Here is an 18,825-nt window from a genome sequence, read left to right as displayed (position 1 = left end):
TCAATATTGCTCCACCAGCACGTCGGTATATAGTTCGGACAGTTCGGGTTCGGGCGCGCTTTCGGCAAAGTCGGCCGATTCCGCAACAACCTGGCGGATTTCCTTGTCGATATCCTTGATCTTGTCCTCGCTGACACCGGCATCGGTCATCAGTTTCTTGAGGTGCTCGATCGCGTCCGACTTGTCGCGCACCGCCTGCACTTCCTCGCGACTGCGATATTTGGCGGGGTCGGACATCGAGTGGCCGCGATAGCGATAGGTCTTGAGTTCCATCAGCACCGGGCCCTTGCCCGCGCGCACCCATTCGAGCGCCGCTTCGGCCGCGCCGCGCACCGCGAGCACATCCATGCCGTCGACCTGCATGCCCGGAATGCGGAAGCTTTCGCCGCGGCGATAGAGCTGGTCCTCGGCCGACGCGCGGTTGACCGACGTGCCCATGGCGTACTGGTTGTTTTCGATCACGAAGATGATCGGCAGCTTCCACAGCTCGGCCATGTTGAAGCTTTCGTAAACCTGGCCCTGGTTCGCGGCGCCGTCGCCGAAATAGGCCATCGCCACGCCGCCGTCGCCGCGATATTTGTGCGCGAAGGCAAGGCCGGTGCCGAGCGACACCTGCGCGCCGACGATGCCGTGGCCGCCATAGAATTTATGCTCGACGCTGAACATATGCATCGAGCCGCCCTTGCCCTTCGAAATGCCGGCCTGGCGCCCCGTCAGTTCGGCCATGATGACCTTGGGATCGATGCCATAGGCAAGCATGTGGCCATGGTCGCGATAACCGGTGATCACGCTGTCCTTATCGCCGTCGAGCGCCGACTGCAGGCCGACCGCCACGGCTTCCTGGCCGATATAGAGGTGGCAGAAACCGCCGATCAGGCCGAGACCGTAAAGCTGGCCCGCCTTCTCTTCGAAGCGGCGGATGAGCAGCATTTCGCGGTAGAATTTCTCCAGCTCCTCGGGCGACGCGTCATAGGGGACGGGATCGCGCGGCATCTCGCGATTGGTCGCGGGGGCCGGGGTGGATGCAGTCTTTTTCGGCGCGGGGGAGGTGCGCGCAGGTGCTTTGGCCAAGACGGGTTCCTTTGCATTTAGCCGTTACGGCAAGGCTCCCTATAGGAGAGCCGCGCAGCACTTGGCAACGCCCACCATGGCAGGGGTCGGCCTCAACCTACGTATGCAGCAGAAACATGACAAAGCCGCAGAAAAAGCGGCTCAGGGCTTCGCGTCGGGCTCCATCGGAATGATATATTCGTCGGGGTGATAGGCGCCCAGCTTCTCGCGCACATATTCCTCGGCAAGGTCGGGATCGACCCGGCCGCGATCGAGCAGGTTGACGCGGTTCTGAAGATCTTTCTGCTTCTTCGTCAGCTCGCTCAATATGACGCGCTTCTTTTCGACCGACTGGCCATATTCGCCCCAGGCGTAAAGCCCGGTCGGACCGAAGATAATGTAGCCGATCATCGCCAGCACGACCATCACCGCAATGGCCGGACCGGTGGCCCGGCTCATCGATTTGCGGAATTTGTGGCGCTGCGTCATTCCGGCTCTTGAATCAGAGTTGATTCGTGGCGTCAAGGCGTCCGATGCCGGTTTTCAACCGTTCGTCGCATCAAGACAAGCGCCAGAGATGCGGGGCCGATTTGCAGAAGGTGCCGAGCCGCATCGCGCCTTCCCACAGCTCGATACTGCGGCCCGCCGCTTGGCCCTGCGCAATCTGCAATGCGAAATCGGGGTTTTCCGCCTCGAAATCGATACGCGTGGGTTCGCCCGAGGGCTCACCCTCAAGCAAAATATGAAAGGAGCGCATATCGAATACCTTGGATGACAGGAGCCGGTGCGACCCGGTTCTCGGCATATTCGATCGGCTGACCGTATGAAACGGAGGGACTGCGGGCATTGAGCCGGGACCACGAAAAGCCGATCTGGTGGAAAACCGCAACCGTCAGGGGCAGTGTAGCAGGTTCCGGCCCACCGACCTAAGCAATTCGGGTCCGGCTATGATCCATGTTAAGAAAAAATCGCCACCCCCGGATAGCGCGCCATATCGCCCAGTTCTTCTTCGATACGAATCAACTGGTTATACTTGGCAAGCCGGTCCGAGCGCGCGAGGCTGCCGGTCTTGATCTGGCCGCAGTTGGTCGCGACCGCGAGGTCGGCGATCGTCGAATCCTCGGTTTCGCCCGAGCGGTGCGACATGACGGCGGTGTAGCGGGCGCGGTGCGCCATATCGACCGCGTCGAGCGTTTCACTGAGCGTGCCGATCTGGTTGACCTTGACGAGCAGCGAGTTGGCGAGGCCGTCCTTGATGCCCTGCTCCAGCCGCGCCGGGTTGGTGACGAACAGATCGTCGCCGACGAGCTGGCACTTGTCGCCGACCAGGTCGGTGAGCGCCTTCCAGCCGGTGAAATCATCTTCGCTCATGCCGTCCTCGATCGACTTGATCGGATAGTCGTTGACGAGCGCGGCGAGATATTCGGCCATCTGTTCGGGGCTCAGCGAAAGACCCTCGCCGCTGATCTCATATTTGCCCTTCTTGAAGAATTCGGTCGCGGCGCAATCGAGCGCGAGCACGACGTCGGTGCCGAGCTTGAAGCCCGCCTCGTCGACCGAGGCGGCGATGAAGTCGAGCGCGGCGCGCGTCGAGGCGAGGTTCGGCGCGAAGCCGCCCTCATCGCCCACCGCGGTCGCGAGGCCCTTGGCCGACAGCCCCTTCTTAAGCGTGTGGAAGATTTCGCTGCCCCAGCGCACGGCTTCCGCGATGCTGCCGGCGCCGACGGGCATGATCATGAATTCCTGCACGTCGATCGGATTGTCGGCATGTTCGCCGCCGTTGATGATATTCATCATCGGCACCGGCAAGGTGCGCGCCGAGACGCCGCCGACATAGCGATAGAGCGGCAGCCCGCGCGCGTCCGCGGCAGCCTTGGCGGCGGCGAGGCTGACGCCGAGGATCGCGTTGGCGCCGAGGCGGCTCTTGTTCGGTGTGCCGTCGAGGTCGATCATCGCCATGTCGATCTCGCGCTGATCCTCTGCATCGAGACCGATCAGCGCCTCGGCGATGTCGCCGTTCACCGCCGCGACCGCCTTGGTCACGCCCTTGCCGAGATAGCGCGCCTTGTCACCGTCGCGCAGCTCGACCGCTTCGTGCGCGCCGGTCGAAGCGCCCGAGGGAACCGCGGCGCGGCCGAAGCTGCCGTCCTCCAGCAACACATCGACTTCGACGGTGGGATTGCCGCGGCTGTCGAGGATTTCGCGGCCGTGGATGTCGATGATGGCGGTCATGGAAACTGTCCTGCAGGGCGCCCCGAACGGAGCAGGTTGAGAGAGCGCCCGCCTGTTATCGGCGCCCTGCCCTTAGTGCAACCGCTGCATAGGAATTTTGCGCGGGGATGGAACCATTGGGCGCGCCTTGCTATATATCTTGCAGGACCAAGAGAGGCTGCCCGCTCGCGCGGCGCCCGACACGACAGAAGAGGACTAAATGATGGCCAAAGCCGCTACTCCCGCGACGAAGAAAGCCGCAGCTCCCCGTCCCAAGGCCCCCGCGAAGGCCGCCGCCACCAAGGCCGCGCCCGCCCGCAAGCCCGCAACCGTGAAGGCCGCCAAGGAACATCCGATCCGCGACCAGATCGCCGCGACGCGCGACACCATCAAATCCGAAGCGTCGAAAAAGGCCGCTTCGCTGAAGGATGACGCGACGGCGTTCAAGAACCAGGCCTCGGCCAAGGCGCGCGACGCCGCGACCAAGGGCAAGGACAAGGCGGCCGAAGCCGTCGGCAGCCTCGCCAAGATGCTCGAGGACAGCGCCGGCACCGTCGACAGCAAGTTCGGCAAGCAATATGGCGACTATGCCCGCTCGGCCGCGACGACCGTTGCCGGCCTCGCGACGACGCTCGACAAGAAGGATCTCGACGAGCTCGCCGCCTCGACGCGCGACATGGTCAAGAAGAACCCGGCGATTGCCGTCGGCGCCGCCACGGTGATCGGCTTCGTGCTCGCGCGCATGCTCAAGGGCAACTCCAACGATTGACAGCAGCTTGTCATCTTCCGATCCGAACATTCCGCCAACGTCCGATGAGCGCCGCTTCGACGGCATAAGTCATGGCTATGCGCCGGACGAGCGCCCGCTCGCCCCACCCCCCGTTCCGCTCGAAAAGATTGTCGGCGACGTCGTCGACAATCTGTCGGCGACGGCAAAGGCGGAGCTTGCCCTGCTCGAAGCGCGCACCGAGCTGGCGCTGCACGGCGCGTCATGGACCGCAGGTTGGGGCGCGGTTGCCGCCTCGGCTTTGGGAATCGCGATGCTCGCGCTCGCTTTCGGCGCGATCCTTGCGCTCGCGCCGCATGTCGGGCCGTTCGTCGCGACCCTGATCGTCGTGGCCCTATTGCTCGCCGTGGCGGGCTTCGCCGGCTGGCGCGCGCAAAAGAGCTACGCCGACATTCGCACCGCGCTCCGCAGCGACCTGACCAACGAGAGGATCGACGATGCCGCGGATGCGTAACCGCCTGATCGCCGCGGCGCGGCGCTCGATGCTCCAGCGCGGCGAACTCTACCGCCGGCTCGACGTCGCGAAGGAGGCGCTCCGGCCGTCGGCGCTCGTCGATCGCGGCAAATACCGGATCGGCGAAAAGGTCGACGATGCCGCGCATGCCGTGCGGCAAGAGGTTCGCGACAATCGCTGGCCGATCGCCATCGCCGCGGCGGCGGGGGCGCTGTGGTTGCTGCGCGAGCCGATCAAGGAACATGCGCCGAAACTGACGCGCAAGATTCAGGACCTGGCGAATGAGGTCGCCGATCATTTTCGTGCCCCGGACGAAGCGGCGGACGAGGATGAAATCGAAACTCTGGAGGAAGATGATCATGAAGCCGTTCGGTGAAACCGCTCGCGAAACGCGTGCCAAAGCGAGTGAACTTGCGGAGAAAACCGCCGAAAACGCGCGCCTGACCGCCGAAGCGGCGAAGGCCCGGATTCAGGACGGCTATGGCCGCGCGCGCGCGGCGACCGGCGATTTCGCGGCCAAGGCCAGCGAACAAGCCGGCGTCGCGCGCGAAGCCGCGGGCGAAGCCTTTGAAAAGGGCAAGGCGCAGGCCAAGCGCGCCAACAGCAAGCTCAAGGACGTCGCCGAAAAACAGCCGCTCGCGCTGGTTGCAGGTGCGGTCGCGATCGGCGCGCTGCTCGGCTCGCTGCTGCCCAAGGGTGTCCGCAAAGACGAGGAGTGAGCTGCACTTGCCGTGACGGCAAAGCACTGGTAGGGGCCGCGCCTTCTCCCCTACCAGCGTTTATCCGCAAGGAAAGCAGTCATGAGCAAATTGCATCTCGTCTTCGGCGGACGCGTCAGCGATCCGCAGGGCCTCGACTTCGTCGACCTCGGCAATCTCGATGTCGTCGGCCTCTACCCCGACTATAAATCGGCCGAAAAGGCATGGCGCAGCGCCGCGCAGCGGACTGTCGACGACGCCGAAATGAAATATGTCGTCGTCCACCTGCACAAGCTGCTGCAGCCCGACGCGGAATGAAATGAATTCGACGGCCCTTCGGGGCCGTCCTTCTGTCAGCGGAAATTGTCGGCGTAAGCCTGGATTTTCAGCGTCCGGACGGGCGTCGCGGTGATCTCGACCTCGATGCCGTTCTTTTCGGCGTAAGCGACCGCCTCTTCGCGGCTCGCGAAGCCGAGGCGGAGCTGGCGCTGCGTATCGCCGCTGCCCGCCCAGCCCATCAGCGGATCGGCCTTGCGCGCCTCGGCGGGTGCGAATTCGAGCATCCAGCGGCCGGTCCCCGCACGCCCCGACTGCATGGCATTCTTGGGCTTCTGGAAGATACGCGCTTTCATCGGGGTCGTCCTGTGCAATCGGGGTCTGTGCCGCCGCCTTAGCGCCAAGCTCGCGACACCGAAAGGGGTCTATTGCGCATCGCGCCGCGCCTGCGCGGCTTTGGTGAGCAAGGTCGGGCGCGCGTTCGCCGGATCGTCGGGCCAGCTGTGCTTGGGATAGCGCCCGCGCATCTCGCGCGCGACATCGTGCCAGCTGCCGCCCCAGAAGGATGCGATGTCGCGCGTCGTCTGGATCGGCCGGTGCGCGGGGGAGGTCAGCGCGAGGATCAGCGGCACGGGCGGATCGCCAATCACCGGATGGCGCGCGAGCCCGAACAGCTCCTGCACCCGCACGCTGGCCGTCGGGCCGCCGTCGGCGCCATAGTCGATCGGGTGGCGGCTGCCCGCGGGGGTCGCATAGTCGGCGGGGGCGTGTTTTTCGAGCAATTGGCGCGCCGGCCAGTCGAGCAGCCCCATGAGCGCGTCGGCCAGCTTGCGGTCGCCGATGTCGCGCAGGCCCCGGCAGCCGGAAAGCAACGGTTCGAGCCAGATTTCGAGGCTGTCACCGAGCGCGTTGATCGACAATATGTCGAGCCCCGCGAAGGACGCACGCTGGCGCAGCGCCTGCGACGCGGGGCCCCAACCGATCAGCCCCAGCCCCTTGTCGCGCACCGCCGCCATTCGCACCGCGACATCATCCTCGGCCTTCTCGCTGCGCGCCGCCTGCCCACTCGTCAGCGCGATCGCGCCGAGACGCCGCTCGCGGCGGTGATCGACGCGATCGTTCGCGCTGTCGTAGCTGCTCGCCGAACGCGCCGCGATGCGGTCGGCGAACAGCTTCTCGATCTCTTCCTGCCCGATCGGCGCCGCCGCGAGGATGCGCACGCCCGCGGCGTGGCCCTGCGCATCGGCGATCGCGAGCCATTCGCTGCCGGCGAGCGGGTCGACCGCATCGATCCGATAGGCGCGCCCGCCGACGCTCAGATATTCGCCGCGCTGCCCCGCGCGCTGCCGCGCGACGCGGTCGGGCCAGGCGGTCGCGATCCAGCCGCCGATCGAGCGCGGCGCGGCCTCGCCCGCCCCCGCCGCCAGCTTCTCGCCGATGGTCGCGAGGCGCCGCGCGAGGCGCCACGCGCCTTCGCTGCGCTCGTTCCGCTGTCCGCGCCAGCGCGACAGCCGCGTGTCGACATCGACACCGCGCCCGCCGAGGCCCGGCTCGGTGAGCAGCACCGCGAGCCGCCCCGCCATCTCGGCCTCGCCCGCGCGCGCCGCGTCGAGCAGCATATGCGCGAGCGGTACCGGCAATGGGATCGCCGCGAGCGCCTTGCCGTGCGCGGTGATCCGGCCGTCATCGGCAAGCGCGCCGATCGCCTGCAATCGCGTCTTCGCTTCCGAAATCGCGGCGGGCGATGGCGGGTCGAGCCAGCCCAGCTGGCGCGGATCGACGATGCCCCAGCTCGCGCAGTCGAGCACGACGGGCATCAGATCATTCTCGTGAATCTCGGGCGGATCGAACGGCGGCATGCCCGCGGTCGCCGCGGCCTCCCATAGGCGGTATGCCACCCCCGGCCTCTGCCGCGCTGCGCGGCCCGCGCGCTGCGTCGCCGACGCCTGGCTCGCGCGTTCGGTGACCAGCCGCGCGATCCCCGCCGCCTTGTCAAAGCGCGGGCGCCGCGACAGCCCGGCGTCGATCACGATCCGCACACCGTCGATCGTCAGGCTGGTCTCGGCGATGCTCGTCGCTAGGATCAGCTTGCGCCGCCCCCCGGGATCGCGGACGAGCGCCTTGCGCTGGAGCGCGGGATCGATCTGCCCGTGCAGGCGGTGGACCGCGAGCGGCAGGCGCGCGCCCTCGACCGCCGCCGCCGCACGCTCGATGTCGGCAGCGCCGGGCAGGAAGGCGAGCATGTCGCCTTCTGCCTCGTCGGCCAGCGCCTGCCGCACCGCGCTCAGCACCGATGCTTCGAGCCGGTCCTCGGCGCGGCGACCGATATGGCGCAGGTCGAGCGGCCATATCTTGCCCTCGCTCTTCACCACCGGCGCATCGCCCAGCAAGGCGCCAAAGCGCGCGCCGTCGAGCGTTGCCGACATCGCGACGAGGCGGAGGTCGTCGCGCAAGCCTTGCTGCGCGTCGATCGCGAGCGCCAGCGCGAAATCGCCGTCGAGACTGCGCTCGTGGACTTCGTCGAACAGCACCGCCGACACGTCCTGAAGCTCGGGATCGGCAAGGATACGGTTGCGGAACAGGCCCGGCGTCATCACCAGCAGCCGCGTCGCCGCCGACTGCTTGCTGTCGAGCCGTGTCGCATAGCCGACGCGCCCGCCGACCGCCTCGCCCATCTCCTCGGCGATCCGTTCGGCCGCCCCGCGCGCCGCGAGGCGGCGGGGCGAGAGGAGCCACACCGCGCCCTTGCACCAGGGCTGGTCGAGGATCGCGGGTGCAACGCGCGTTGTTTTGCCCGCGCCGGGCGGCGCGACGACGACGGCGTTGGGCTTCAGCACCAGCGCCGCCATGATGTCGGGCAGCACGGCGTCGATCGGCAGCGACTGCATCAGGCGCGCGCCGCGGGGTTGCCCAGTTCGGCGTTCAGGCGAAAGGCTTCGGCGGCAAGCGTCGTAACGGTCTCCGCCGACACGTCGGTGCCTTCCGCCATCACCAGATTGCCGAGTTCATATTTGCCGCTCGCCTTGATCCGCGGTTCGAGGTCGCGGAGCCGCTTGCCACGCCAGAAGCCGAGCAGGACGCGATGCGCCTCGGCGCGGATCAGGATGCAGGGACCGTTCGCCATGAAGACGAGGTTGGTCCATTTGATCACCTCGTCAAAGGGCGCTGCCGCCATGATCGCGGCGCGCATCATTCGGCACCGCTCCAACTGCCAGCCCGACAGCGCCGCGATATAGGCATCGGGGCTGTCCGCCGCTGGGCCCATCATCGCCATGAAAGATCAGTAAGCGCGCGCGACCGCGAAAGCGACCGCCTCGGTCAGCGCCGATTTCGCCTGGCTGGCGCGGAAACCGCCGATCGCGTCGACCGCACGCTGGCCGTAATGGCGCGCCCGCGCGAGCGTGTCGGTGATCGTGTCATGCTTGTGGAGCAGCGAGGTGGCGTAGGCGAGATCCTCGTCCGATGTGCGGTGGCCGACGATCGCCTGTTTCCAGAATTCGCGCTCCTCGGCGTCTCCGCGGGCGTGGGCGAGGATGACGGGCAGCGTCACCTTGCCGTCGCGGAAATCGTCGCCGACGCCCTTGCCCATCGTTTCGGCGTCCGAAACATAATCGATGGCATCGTCGACAAGCTGGAAAGCGATGCCGAGGTTGCGGCCATAGGCGTCGAGCGCGGCTTCGGTCGCCTCGTCGCGCTCGGCGACGACCGCGGCGATCTTGCACGCCGCCGCGAACAGCTCGGCGGTCTTGGCGTTGATGATCGCGAGATACTGGTCCTCGCTCGTCTCGATCCGCCGCTGCGCCGAGAGCTGGTTGACCTCGCCCTCGGCGATCACCGCCGAGGCGCGACTGAGGATCTTGAGCACCTTCAGCGACCCGTCCTCGACCATCACCTCGAACGCGCGGCTGAACAGGAAGTCGCCGACGAGCACCGAGGCGCTGTTGCCCCAGATGATGTTCGCGGTCTTGCGGCCGCGGCGCAGGTCCGATTTGTCGACGACATCGTCGTGGAGCAGGGTCGCGGTGTGGATGAACTCGACCGCGGCCGCCAATTTGCAATGGCGGCGGCCCGGATAGTCGAGCAGCTTGCCGCACGCGAGCGTCAGCATAGGGCGCATCCGCTTGCCGCCGCCGGCGATCAGGTGCCCCGCGAGTTCGGGGATCAGCGGCACTTCGGACTGCATCCGGTCGAGGATGACCGCATTCACCTCGTTCATGTCGGCGGCGACGAGCGCCATCATCGGGTCGAGCGAGGGCGGCCTCTGCCCATGCAGTTGATGAATTTCGGCAGTCATAACGCGGCGACCCTTGGCCGCGCGGTCGCGATTTTGCAACGACTTTCGGCTTGCCAGCAGCCCCCGGCCGGTGCCAAGCGTGCCGGACATCAGAGGAGCCGCATACCCATGGACGACCAGCTGAGCCGTTACCGCCAGAGCATCGACAATATCGACGCGGCGCTCGTCTATATGCTCGCCGAACGGTTCAAGGTGACCAAGGCGGTCGGCGAGCTCAAGGCGCGCGAAGGCCTGCCCCCCGCCGACCCGGGCCGCGAGGAGCGCCAGATCGAGCGGCTCCGCAGCCTTGCCCGCGATGCCGACCTCGACCCCGATTTCACCGAGAAATTCCTGCGCTTCATCATCGACGAGGTGATCCGCCACCATCAGCAGGCGAAGCGGGAGCAGAACGCATGAGCCTCGACCATCCGATCTTCGCGCGCTGGCCGGCCGAGCATCCGGGCCGCATCCAGCTCTTTTCCGCGCCGACCCCGAACGGCGTGAAGGCCGGGATCATGCTCGAGGAAACCGGCCTTCCCTATGAGCCGCACCGGATCGACATCATGGCGAACGAAAGCCATGACTCGGCGTTCCTCGCGCTCAACCCCAACGGCAAGATCCCGGCGATCTACGATCCGGCTGGACCGAACGGAAAGCCTCTCGCACTGTTCGAATCGGGCGCGATCCTGATCTATCTCGCCGACAAGAGCGGCCAATTCCTCCCGGCCGATCCGAACCTGCGTTACGAGACGATCCAGTGGGTGATGTGGCAGATGGGCGGCGTCGGCCCGATGTTCGGCCAGCTCGGCTTCTTCCACAAATTCGCCGGCCGCGAATATGAAGACAAGCGCCCGCGCGACCGCTACGCCGCCGAATCCGCCCGCCTGCTCGGCGTGCTCGACGGCCGCCTCGATGGGCGGACGTGGATCATGGGCGACGATTACAGCATCGCCGACATCTCGCTGCTCGGCTGGGTGCGCAACCTGATCGGCTTTTACGAAGCGCGCGAGATCGTCGGCTTCGACCGCTTTGCGCATGTGCAGCGCTGGCTCGATGCGGGGCTGGCGCGGCCGGGCGTGCAGCGCGGGCTGGAAGTGACGGCGGCTTGAAGACGCGCGGCGGGTAACGACCGAACCTAGCCGTCGCCCGCGAAGGCGGGGGCCGTTAGCGGCCTTACCCGGCGGCGTTGAGTAGACCGACAGCGGCCCCCGCCTTCGCGGGGGCGACGGTTTCCTCGCCTCCTACCCCGCCGGCAGGCGCAGCCGCACGAGCAGGCCGCCCAGATCCTCGCTCTCTTCGAGCGTGATATTGCCGCCGTAAATCTCCGCGACGTCGCGCACGATCGCGAGGCCCAGTCCCGTCCCGGGCTTGCCGCTGTCGAGCCGCACGCCGCGGTCGAAGATGCGCAGCCGGTCGGCGGGCGAGATGCCGGCGCCGTCGTCCTCAATCAATATCTCGGCCATATTGCCGTCGCGCCCGATCGTGACGAAGACGCTGCCGCCGCCATATTTGGCGGCATTTTCGAGCAGGTTGCCGATGAGTTCGTCGAGGTCCTGCCGCTCGACGCGCGCGACGACGCCCTTGTCGCCCGCGGCATCGAGCCGCACGTCGGGGTAGAGCGCGGCGACCGCGCGCGACACGCTGCCGACGCTGTCCCACACCGTCGCGCGCGCCTGCGCGGCGCCGCGGCGCCCGACGGCGCGGGCGCGGGCGAGATGATGGTCGACCTGCCGCTGCATCGTCGCCGCCTCGCGCCGCACCGTTTCGGCCAGCTCGCTATCCGAGCTGGTCGCGCTGTTGACGAGCACGGTGAGCGGGGTTTTCAACGCATGCGCGAGGTTTCCGGCGTGGAGCCGCGCTTCTTCGGCCTGTTTCTCGTTATGCGCGAGCAGCGCGTTGAGCTCGTCAACCATCGGCTGCACTTCGAGCGGCAGCGGCGCGGTGACGCGGCGGTTCTGTCCGCCGCGCATCGCCGCAATCGCGCGGCGGATATGGCGCAGCGGCCACAGGCCATAGAAGGTCTGGAGCGCCGCGAGGATGATGAGCCCGAGTCCGAGCAGCACAAGGCTGGGGACCAGCGTCTGCCGCACCGCGCTGACCTGCGCATCGAGCGCCTCGCGCGACTGCGCGATCTGGTACCGCCAATTGGTCCGGCTTCCCGGCAGGATGACGTTGCGTTCGAGCACGCGCAATTCCTCGTCGGGGAACTGGATGCTGTCATAGGTGTGGATCTGATTGTCGACATGCGGCGTCGGCGCCTTCAACGTGCGCTCCCACAGCGAGCGCGAGCGGTAGGGCTCCTGTCCGCCCCCGCTGATCTGCCAATAGAGGCCGCTGTATGGTTCGAGGAAACGCTGGTCGCCGAGCGGTTCGACCAGCCGCACCTCGCCATCGGGGCCGATCTCCGACGAGCGGATCATCGCGATCAGCACATATTCGAGGCCCGAATCGAAATTGCGCGTGATCGCACTCTTCAGCACCTGATCGAGCGCGAAGCCGCCACCGATCAGCAGCACCGAAATCCACAGGGCGGCGATCGCGATCATGCGCCGCGCCAGCGAGCCGGTCATGCGGCTCGATACGACTAGGGGCTTGATTGCCGCGTCCGGGTCGGTTTCGACCGCCGGGGCGACGTCGGCCGTCGACATCGCTTATTGCGGATCGTCGAGTTGATAGCCGAGCCCGCGGATCGTCGTGATGATGTCGGCACCCAGCTTTTTGCGGATGCGCGTGACGAACACCTCGATCGTGTTCGAATCGCGGTCGAAATCCTGATCATAAATATGCTCGATCAGCTCAGTGCGCGACACGACCTTGCCCTTGTGATGGAGCAGATAGGACAGCAATTTATATTCCTGCGCGGTCAGCTTCACCGGCTCGCCGGCGAGCGTGACGCGGCCCGAGCGCGTGTCGAGGCGCACGTCGCCCGCGATCAGCTCGCTCGACGCATTGCCCGACGCGCGGCGGATCAGCGCGCGCAGGCGGGCGATCAGCTCCTCGGTCTGGAAGGGCTTGGCGAGATAGTCGTCGGCGCCGGCATCGAGCCCCGCAACCTTGTCCGACCAGCTGTCGCGTGCGGTCAGCACGAGCACCGGAAAATTGCGCTTTTCGCGGCGCCAGCGGTCGAGCACGGTCAGCCCGTCGATTTCGGGCAGGCCGAGATCGAGAATCGCCGCGTCATAGGTTTCGGTCGAGCCGAGGAAATGCCCGTCCTCGCCATCGGTCGCGAGGTCGACGGCATAGCCCGCCCCCTCGAGCGTCGCCTTGAGCTGCGGGCCCAGCGTGGGTTCATCCTCGACAATCAAAATCCGCATTCAGGCGCCTTTCCTTTGCGAAACCGCACCGGGCGGCCGCATGTTTCGACTGTGTATCAAGTCCGAACGTCCATCGCAAAATCTCGTTGCGACGAAACGGGCGGCTTTGTGGAATGATCAGGGTTTACGGCCGACGATCCGGCCGGAGCGGGCATCGACATAGACGACGACGACCTGGCTGCCGTCCATGAACTTCAGCTTGTAGAGCATCCGTCCGGCATCGAACTGCGGCCCGCCAAGATAGGTCATGTCGGCGTAGGGCGGGCGCGAACGAATGTCGGCGACCAGCTTGTTGAGCGGGATCACCTGCCCCTGCGCGGCCGCCTGACGCAGATTGTCCTGGTCGCGATCGCCGCGCGCGACCGCAGGGGCGCCTGCCGACAGCAGCAGGGCGGAGATCAGCGAAAGGGTCAAGGTGCGGGTCATGGCCGTTTCTCTAACGCGAAAGCATTGAATAGGCGATGAATGGGCGGGTCAGCCGCGGTTTGGGTTCCAGCCATGGCTCAAAGCCATGGTGGGCGCGACAGGGATTGAACCTGTGACCCCACCCGTGTGAAGGGTGTGCTCTACCGCTGAGCTACGCGCCCGTCCCGGTGCGGACCGAGGTCCGGCGTCCGAAAGCCGGACGTCCATAGCCGCTGACGCGGTGAATGCAACGCCCATTTGCCCGAAAATTCGCCTGCAAACGCAAATCGGGCCGCAGCTTGCGCCACGGCCCGAGATGTTTTTACCAAAAGGCGCGGGCCAACTTAGTTGACGGCGTCCTTGAGGGCCTTGCCGGCCTTGAACTTCGGCTGGTTCGACGCCGCGATGGTCATCGTTTCACCGGTGCGCGGGTTGCGGCCGGTCGATGCCTTGCGCTTGCTGACCGCGAAGGTGCCGAAGCCGACGAGACGGACTTCGCCGCCCTTCTTCAGCGAACCGGTGATCGCGTCGAAGACAGCTTCCACGGCCTTGCTGGCATCACCCTTGGTCAGGCCGCTCGAGTCAGCGACGGCGGCGATCAGGTCTTGTTTGTTCATGCCTAAGGAACCCCTGCATTATGGTTGAATGATTCTCATGGCCCGAAGCCATGGCGCGCCACTAACGATGTTTGCCCCTGTCTTGTCAAAGCAAAAAAGGGCGAAAAACGTTCCAAAACGTCGATTTTGCGACGAATTTGGGGTGAAACGCCATCAAGCGGCGGTGCCTCAGTGCCGAATCGCCGATTCGGGGTCGCTTCCCGGCGGCACCGGCGGCGACGCGGCAAGCTCGTCGGCCTCGGTCCATTCGATCGGCACGACCGGCGACACCAGCGCTTCGGCCAGCACCTGATCGACGTGATTGACCGGGATGATCTTGAGCCCGCTCGTGATATTCGCCGGGATTTCAACGAGGTCCTTTTCATTTTCCTCGGGGATCAGCACCGTCTTGATGCCGCCGCGCAGGGCCGCGAGCAGCTTTTCCTTGAGGCCGCCGATCGCGAGCACGCGCCCGCGCAGCGTGACTTCGCCCGTCATCGCGACGTCGCGGCGCACCGCGATCCCGGTCAGCGTCGAAATCATCGCGGTGACCATGCCGACGCCCGCCGACGGACCATCCTTCGGCACCGCGCCTTCGGGCAGGTGGATATGGATGTCCTTGCGCGCGAACAGGCTCGGCTTGATGCCATAGGCCGGCGCGCGCGCCTTCACGAACGACAGCGCCGCCTGCACCGATTCGGTCATCACTTCGCCGAGCTTGCCGGTGGTGCGCACCTGGCCCTTGCCCGACGCGGTGACCGCCTCGATCGTCAGCAATTCGCCGCCGACCTCGGTCCAGGCCAGCCCCGTGACGGCGCCGACCTGATCTTCCAGATCGCCCATGCCGTGGCGAAACTTGCGCACGCCCGCGAATTCGGAAAGATTCTCCGGCGTGACGGTGACGCTTGTCGCCTTGCCTTCGAGAATGCGGCGCAGCGCCTTGCGCGCAAGCCGCGCGATCTCGCGTTCGAGCGTGCGGACGCCGGCTTCGCGGGTGTAATAGCGGATGAGATCGCGGAGGCCCTCTTCGGTCAGCTCGAACTCGCCATCCTTCAGCCCGTGCGCCTCGACCTGCTTCGCGATCAGGTGGAGCTTCGCAATCTCGACCTTCTCGTCCTCGGTATAGCCTTCGAGCCGGATGATCTCCATGCGGTCGAGCAACGGCTGCGGCAGGTTGAGCGAGTTGGCGGTGGTCACGAACATCACGTCGCTGAGGTCGACGTCGATTTCCAGATAATGGTCCTGGAACTTCGCATTCTGTTCGGGGTCGAGCACTTCGAGCAGCGCCGACGCGGGATCGCCGCGGAAATCCTGGCCGAGCTTGTCGATCTCGTCGAGCAGGAACAGCGGGTTCATCGCGCCGGCCTTTTTGAGGTTGGTCACGATTTTGCCCGGCAGCGAGCCGATGTAAGTACGACGGTGGCCGCGGATTTCGGCCTCGTCACGCACGCCGCCCAGCGACTGGCGCACGAATTCACGGCCCGTCGCCTTCGCGATCGAACGGCCGAGCGAAGTCTTGCCGACGCCCGGAGGGCCGACGAGGCACAGGATCGGCCCCTTCAGCTTGTTGGTCCGCGCCTGCACCGCGAGATATTCGACGATCCGGTCCTTGACCTTTTCGAGCGCATAATGGTCGTCGTCGAGGACGGCCTGCGCCTTCGCGATATCTTTCTTGAGCTTCGACTTCTTGCCCCAAGGCAGGCCGATCAGCGTGTCGAGATAGTTGCGAACGACGGTCGCCTCGGCCGACATCGGCGCCATCGCGCGCAGCTTCTTGAGCTCCGCCTGCGCCTTCGCCTTGGCTTCCTTCGACATTTTGAGGCTGTCGATCTTGAGCTGCAGCTCGGCGAGGTCGTCGCCGCCCTCGCCATTGTCGTTGCCGAGTTCGCGCTGGATCGCCTTCAACTGTTCGTTGAGATAATATTCGCGCTGGCTCTTTTCCATCTGGCGCTTCACGCGGCCGCGGATCTTCTTTTCGACCTGCAGCACGCCCAGCTCGCCCTCCATGAAGGCGAAGACCATTTCGAGCCGCTTCGACGGCGCATCCTCGACGAGCAAGGCCTGCTTGTCCGAAACCTTGATGTTGAGGTTGCCCGCGACCGAATCGGCGAGGCGCGAGGCGTCCTCGATCTGCGAAAGCTGCACCGCGGTTTCGGCGGGCATCTTCTTGTTGAGCTTGGCGTAATTTTCGAACTGGTCGACGACCGAACGCATCAGCGCCGCGGTATCGACGCTGTCGTCGATCGTGTCGCCGATCGGCTTGACGCTCGCCATCACCGCCTTGTCTTCGTCGGCGAGCGACAGCAGCTTCGCGCGCTCCTTGCCTTCGACGAGCACGCGGACGGTGCCGTCGGGCAGCTTGAGCAGTTGAAGCACGGTCGCGATCACGCCGACGTCGTAGAGATCGTCGCGCTGCGGATCGTCCTCGCCCGGATCGAGCTGCGCGACGAGGAAGATTTCCTTGTCGCTTTCCATCGCGGCTTCGAGCGCGGCGACCGAGCGGTCGCGGCCGACGAACAGCGGCACGATCATGTGCGGGAAAACGACGATGTCACGCAGCGGAAGAAGGGGATAAGATTGCGTCATTACGGCTCCTGGGCGGGCGCCGCGACCGGGCGCACCGCCCTTCTTATAGGTGGTTCGTCGCTAATATGGCGTAACTTCGCACGCATTCAATGTCGCTGCGCTGAACAGCGCGGCCCCAGAGGGATTTGGGGGGGCGGCTCAGAACGGCAGCTTGAAACCCGGAGGAAGCGGCAGCCCGCTCGTCATCTTGCCCATTTCCTCGTTGCTCGCGGCGTCGGCCTTTTCGCGCGCGTCGTTGAACGCGGCGGCGAGCAAATCTTCGAGCATCTGCTTGTCCGAGGGCACCATCAGGCTGTCGTCGATGTGGATCGCCTTGATCCGGCCCTTGGCGGTCGCGGTGATTTTCACGAGGCCTCCGCCCGACACGCCTTCGACCTCGACGCTGTCGAGCTTCGCCTGCGCCTCCTGCATCTGCGCCTGCACGGTGGCCGCTGCTTCCTGCGCCGCCTTCATCATTTCTTCGATCGATTTCATGGGTTCGACCTATGGCGATTGTCGTCGTCCTCGACAAGCCTCGCGTCAGGAAAAGCCGCCAAGGCGGCCTTTACGACGGGCAATTCGCGGATTCGCGCGCCATTGTCGTCGAGCTTCGCCTGCCGCACCTGCCCCAAGCTCGGCCGCGCCTCGCCTTCGCCCGCGCGCACCTGCCAGCGGCTGCCAGTGTGGCTGAGCAGCGCCTCGCCGAGCCGCCGCGCGAAATCGCCGTCGAGCGCGGGGACCGGCGCAAAGACGAGCAGCCCGGGTTCGAGCTGAATAAGCTTGAGATCGTCATAAACCTGCCGCGCAAGCTGATGATTACCCGAGCTTTCGAGAAGCTGGTGGATTTGTGCGATCGTCAGCGCCGAGGCCGGCGCTTCGGCCGCGGGCGCTTCTGTGGGCGATGCTGTCGCGGTCTCACCTTGCGCCGCTGGCGCCGCGGGTGCGACCATCGGTGTCGCCGGCACACCGCCCTTTTCGAGCAATTTCGCAAGCTCGCCCGGATCGGGCATCGACGCGGCGTAGATCACGCGCAGCAACAGCATTTCGAGATGTTCGAGCGGATTGTTCGCGCGCAGCACTTCCTCATGCCCCTTGAGCAATAGCTGCCAGAGGCGGTTGAGCGGCGCGAAACCGAGCTTTTGCGCCCAGTCGCCGATGCGTTCGCGGTCCGATGCCGCAAGCGCGGGATCGTCGTGGCGCGAGACCTTTGCCAGCGTGATCGCGTGCGTCAGGTCCATCAACCCGCGCACCATCGCGACAGGTTCGATGCCGAGCGCATATTGCGCGCGGGCGAGGTCGATCGCGCCGCCCGCATCGCCGTCGAGGATCGTCGCCATCAATTGCGCGATGGAAGTGCGATCGGACAGGCCGAGCATCACGCGCACCTGATCGGCGCTGATCTTCCCCCCGCCATCGAGATCGGCATGCGCGATCGCCTGGTCGAGGATCGAGAGGCCGTCGCGCACCGAGCCTTCGGCGGCGTTGGCGATCAGCCAGATCGCCGGCGCCTCGGCCTCGACACCTTCCTTCTGCAAAATCGCGCTGAAATGCGCGAACAGCATGTCGGGGGTGATGCGGCGAAGGTCGAAGCGCTGGCAGCGAGAAAGCACCGTCACCGGCACCTTGTTGACTTCGGTGGTCGCGAACAGGAATTTGACGTGCGGCGGCGGCTCTTCGAGCGTTTTCAGCAGTGCGTTGAACGCGTTACGCGACAACATATGCACTTCGTCGATGATGTAGATCTTGTAACGCGCCGACACCGCGGCATAGCGCACCGCCTCGATAATCTCGCGCACGTCGTCGACGCCGGTGTTCGACGCGGCGTCCATTTCGATCACGTCGATATGGCGGCCTTCGGTAATCGCCCGGCACGGTTCGCACACGCCGCACGGATCGATCGTCGGCCCGCCCTGCCCGTCGGGACCGATGCAGTTCAAAGCCTTGGCGATCAGTCGCGCGGTCGACGTCTTGCCGACCCCGCGCACGCCGGTCATCAGGAACGCATGCGCCAGCCGGTCGCGCGCGATCGCGTTGCCCAGCGTCTTCACCATCGCGTCCTGCCCGATCAGCTCGGCGAAGGTCTGTGGGCGATATTTGCGGGCAAGGACGCGGTATGGACCGCTCGATGCCTGCGGCACCGTCTCGGGCAAATCCATTCCCAGCATCGGGGTCTCGTCGTCGGCGGAATCGTCCATG

The 18,825-nt window shown here is 65.9% G+C and carries 22 protein-coding genes and 1 tRNA gene; 7 read left to right on the top strand and 16 right to left on the bottom strand.

Going from position 1 to position 18,825, the window contains the following annotated elements:
- From pdhA to eno, 4 genes are all read right to left on the bottom strand, one after another.
- Nucleotides 1-1,071, bottom strand: coding sequence for a pyruvate dehydrogenase (acetyl-transferring) E1 component subunit alpha (pdhA, locus tag VFG17_RS14560; protein ID WP_414712958.1), 1,071 nt, complete (start codon nt 1,069-1,071; stop codon nt 1-3).
- Nucleotides 1,072-1,212: 141 nt separating this feature from the next.
- Nucleotides 1,213-1,539 carry an FtsB family cell division protein gene (locus tag VFG17_RS14555; protein WP_325030094.1) on the bottom strand — a complete coding sequence of 109 codons (327 nt, stop codon included), beginning with the start codon at nt 1,537-1,539 and terminating at the stop codon, nt 1,213-1,215.
- A gap of 70 nt (nt 1,540-1,609) precedes the next feature.
- Complete coding sequence (locus VFG17_RS14550) at nt 1,610-1,807, bottom strand: hypothetical protein (RefSeq protein ID WP_325030093.1); 198 nt, start codon at nt 1,805-1,807, stop codon at nt 1,610-1,612.
- Between the two features lie 200 nt (nt 1,808-2,007).
- The gene (gene eno / locus VFG17_RS14545) at nt 2,008-3,282 is read right to left on the bottom strand and encodes a phosphopyruvate hydratase (RefSeq protein WP_325030092.1); all 1,275 of its coding nucleotides are present in this window, start codon (nt 3,280-3,282) and stop codon (nt 2,008-2,010) included.
- A 199-nt stretch (nt 3,283-3,481) separates the two neighbouring features.
- Here eno and VFG17_RS14540 point away from each other — a divergent pair, with 199 nt between their 5' ends.
- From VFG17_RS14540 to VFG17_RS14520, 5 genes are all read left to right on the top strand, one after another.
- Nucleotides 3,482-4,030: a hypothetical protein gene (locus VFG17_RS14540; RefSeq protein ID WP_325030091.1), complete on the top strand. Its 549-nt coding sequence runs from the start codon at nt 3,482-3,484 to the stop codon at nt 4,028-4,030.
- Between the two features lie 7 nt (nt 4,031-4,037).
- Nucleotides 4,038-4,502, top strand: a complete 465-nt coding sequence (locus tag VFG17_RS14535; protein WP_325030090.1) for a phage holin family protein — start codon at nt 4,038-4,040, stop codon at nt 4,500-4,502.
- Nucleotides 4,486-4,878, top strand: coding sequence for a hypothetical protein (locus VFG17_RS14530; RefSeq protein ID WP_325030089.1), 393 nt, complete (start codon nt 4,486-4,488; stop codon nt 4,876-4,878). The genes VFG17_RS14535 and VFG17_RS14530 overlap by 17 nt, the downstream gene beginning before the upstream one ends.
- A complete protein-coding gene (locus tag VFG17_RS14525) occupies nt 4,862-5,221 on the top strand; it encodes a hypothetical protein (protein ID WP_325030088.1) in 360 nt (119 codons plus the stop codon). The genes VFG17_RS14530 and VFG17_RS14525 overlap by 17 nt, the downstream gene beginning before the upstream one ends.
- A gap of 81 nt (nt 5,222-5,302) precedes the next feature.
- A complete protein-coding gene (locus VFG17_RS14520; protein ID WP_037557917.1) occupies nt 5,303-5,518 on the top strand; it encodes a DUF4170 domain-containing protein in 216 nt (71 codons plus the stop codon).
- 35 nt (nt 5,519-5,553) lie between these two features.
- Here the strand turns inward: VFG17_RS14520 and VFG17_RS14515 are convergent, their stop codons facing one another.
- The 4 genes from VFG17_RS14515 to VFG17_RS14500 all read right to left on the bottom strand — a co-directional run bounded on the left by VFG17_RS14515 (nt 5,554) and on the right by VFG17_RS14500 (nt 9,770).
- Entirely contained in the window at nt 5,554-5,832 is a 279-nt protein-coding gene (locus VFG17_RS14515) for an ETC complex I subunit (protein ID WP_325030087.1), read from the bottom strand.
- A 69-nt stretch (nt 5,833-5,901) separates the two neighbouring features.
- Nucleotides 5,902-8,364, bottom strand: a complete 2,463-nt coding sequence (gene hrpB, locus VFG17_RS14510; RefSeq protein ID WP_325030086.1) for an ATP-dependent helicase HrpB — start codon at nt 8,362-8,364, stop codon at nt 5,902-5,904.
- Nucleotides 8,364-8,750, bottom strand: a complete 387-nt coding sequence (locus tag VFG17_RS14505) for a DUF1801 domain-containing protein (protein ID WP_325030085.1) — start codon at nt 8,748-8,750, stop codon at nt 8,364-8,366. Before VFG17_RS14505 ends, hrpB begins: the two co-directional genes overlap by 1 nt.
- 6 nt (nt 8,751-8,756) lie before the next feature.
- On the bottom strand, nt 8,757-9,770 hold the full coding sequence (locus VFG17_RS14500; RefSeq protein WP_325030084.1) for a polyprenyl synthetase family protein: 1,014 nt from the start codon (nt 9,768-9,770) through the stop codon (nt 8,757-8,759).
- Nucleotides 9,771-9,878: 108 nt separating this feature from the next.
- On the opposite strand from VFG17_RS14500, the gene VFG17_RS14495 reads away from it, so the two are divergent.
- A complete protein-coding gene (locus tag VFG17_RS14495) occupies nt 9,879-10,166 on the top strand; it encodes a chorismate mutase (protein WP_325030083.1) in 288 nt (95 codons plus the stop codon).
- On the top strand, nt 10,163-10,858 hold the full coding sequence (locus VFG17_RS14490) for a glutathione S-transferase N-terminal domain-containing protein (protein WP_325030082.1): 696 nt from the start codon (nt 10,163-10,165) through the stop codon (nt 10,856-10,858). Before VFG17_RS14495 ends, VFG17_RS14490 begins: the two co-directional genes overlap by 4 nt.
- A 132-nt stretch (nt 10,859-10,990) precedes the next feature.
- On the opposite strand, the gene VFG17_RS14485 is transcribed toward VFG17_RS14490, so the two are convergent.
- The 8 genes from VFG17_RS14485 to VFG17_RS14450 all read right to left on the bottom strand — a co-directional run bounded on the left by VFG17_RS14485 (nt 10,991) and on the right by VFG17_RS14450 (nt 18,824).
- Nucleotides 10,991-12,295, bottom strand: a complete 1,305-nt coding sequence (locus VFG17_RS14485) for a sensor histidine kinase (protein ID WP_414712966.1) — start codon at nt 12,293-12,295, stop codon at nt 10,991-10,993.
- Between the two features lie 105 nt (nt 12,296-12,400).
- Nucleotides 12,401-13,063, bottom strand: coding sequence for a response regulator transcription factor (locus tag VFG17_RS14480; RefSeq protein ID WP_037557905.1), 663 nt, complete (start codon nt 13,061-13,063; stop codon nt 12,401-12,403).
- A gap of 117 nt (nt 13,064-13,180) precedes the next feature.
- On the bottom strand, nt 13,181-13,489 hold the full coding sequence (locus VFG17_RS14475; protein WP_325030081.1) for a hypothetical protein: 309 nt from the start codon (nt 13,487-13,489) through the stop codon (nt 13,181-13,183).
- Nucleotides 13,490-13,575: 86 nt separating this feature from the next.
- A tRNA-Val gene (locus VFG17_RS14470) sits at nt 13,576-13,650 on the bottom strand.
- Between the two features lie 162 nt (nt 13,651-13,812).
- Nucleotides 13,813-14,085, bottom strand: coding sequence for an HU family DNA-binding protein (locus VFG17_RS14465; protein ID WP_037510426.1), 273 nt, complete (start codon nt 14,083-14,085; stop codon nt 13,813-13,815).
- Between the two features lie 168 nt (nt 14,086-14,253).
- Nucleotides 14,254-16,650, bottom strand: a complete 2,397-nt coding sequence (gene lon, locus VFG17_RS14460; RefSeq protein ID WP_325030080.1) for an endopeptidase La — start codon at nt 16,648-16,650, stop codon at nt 14,254-14,256.
- A gap of 138 nt (nt 16,651-16,788) precedes the next feature.
- Nucleotides 16,789-17,124 (bottom strand): YbaB/EbfC family nucleoid-associated protein, encoded by a 336-nt coding sequence (locus tag VFG17_RS14455; protein ID WP_062181825.1) that lies wholly within the window; start codon nt 17,122-17,124, stop codon nt 16,789-16,791.
- Complete coding sequence (locus VFG17_RS14450) at nt 17,121-18,824, bottom strand: DNA polymerase III subunit gamma/tau (RefSeq protein WP_414712957.1); 1,704 nt, start codon at nt 18,822-18,824, stop codon at nt 17,121-17,123. The genes VFG17_RS14455 and VFG17_RS14450 overlap by 4 nt, the downstream gene beginning before the upstream one ends.
- Nucleotide 18,825 lies beyond the last annotated feature (1 nt).

Source organism: Sphingopyxis sp. (assembly GCF_035686825.1).
Lineage (GTDB): Bacteria > Pseudomonadota > Alphaproteobacteria > Sphingomonadales > Sphingomonadaceae > Sphingopyxis.
The sequence above is the reverse complement of the archived record's forward strand: the minus strand, read 5'-3'. Positions and strand labels throughout refer to the sequence as shown.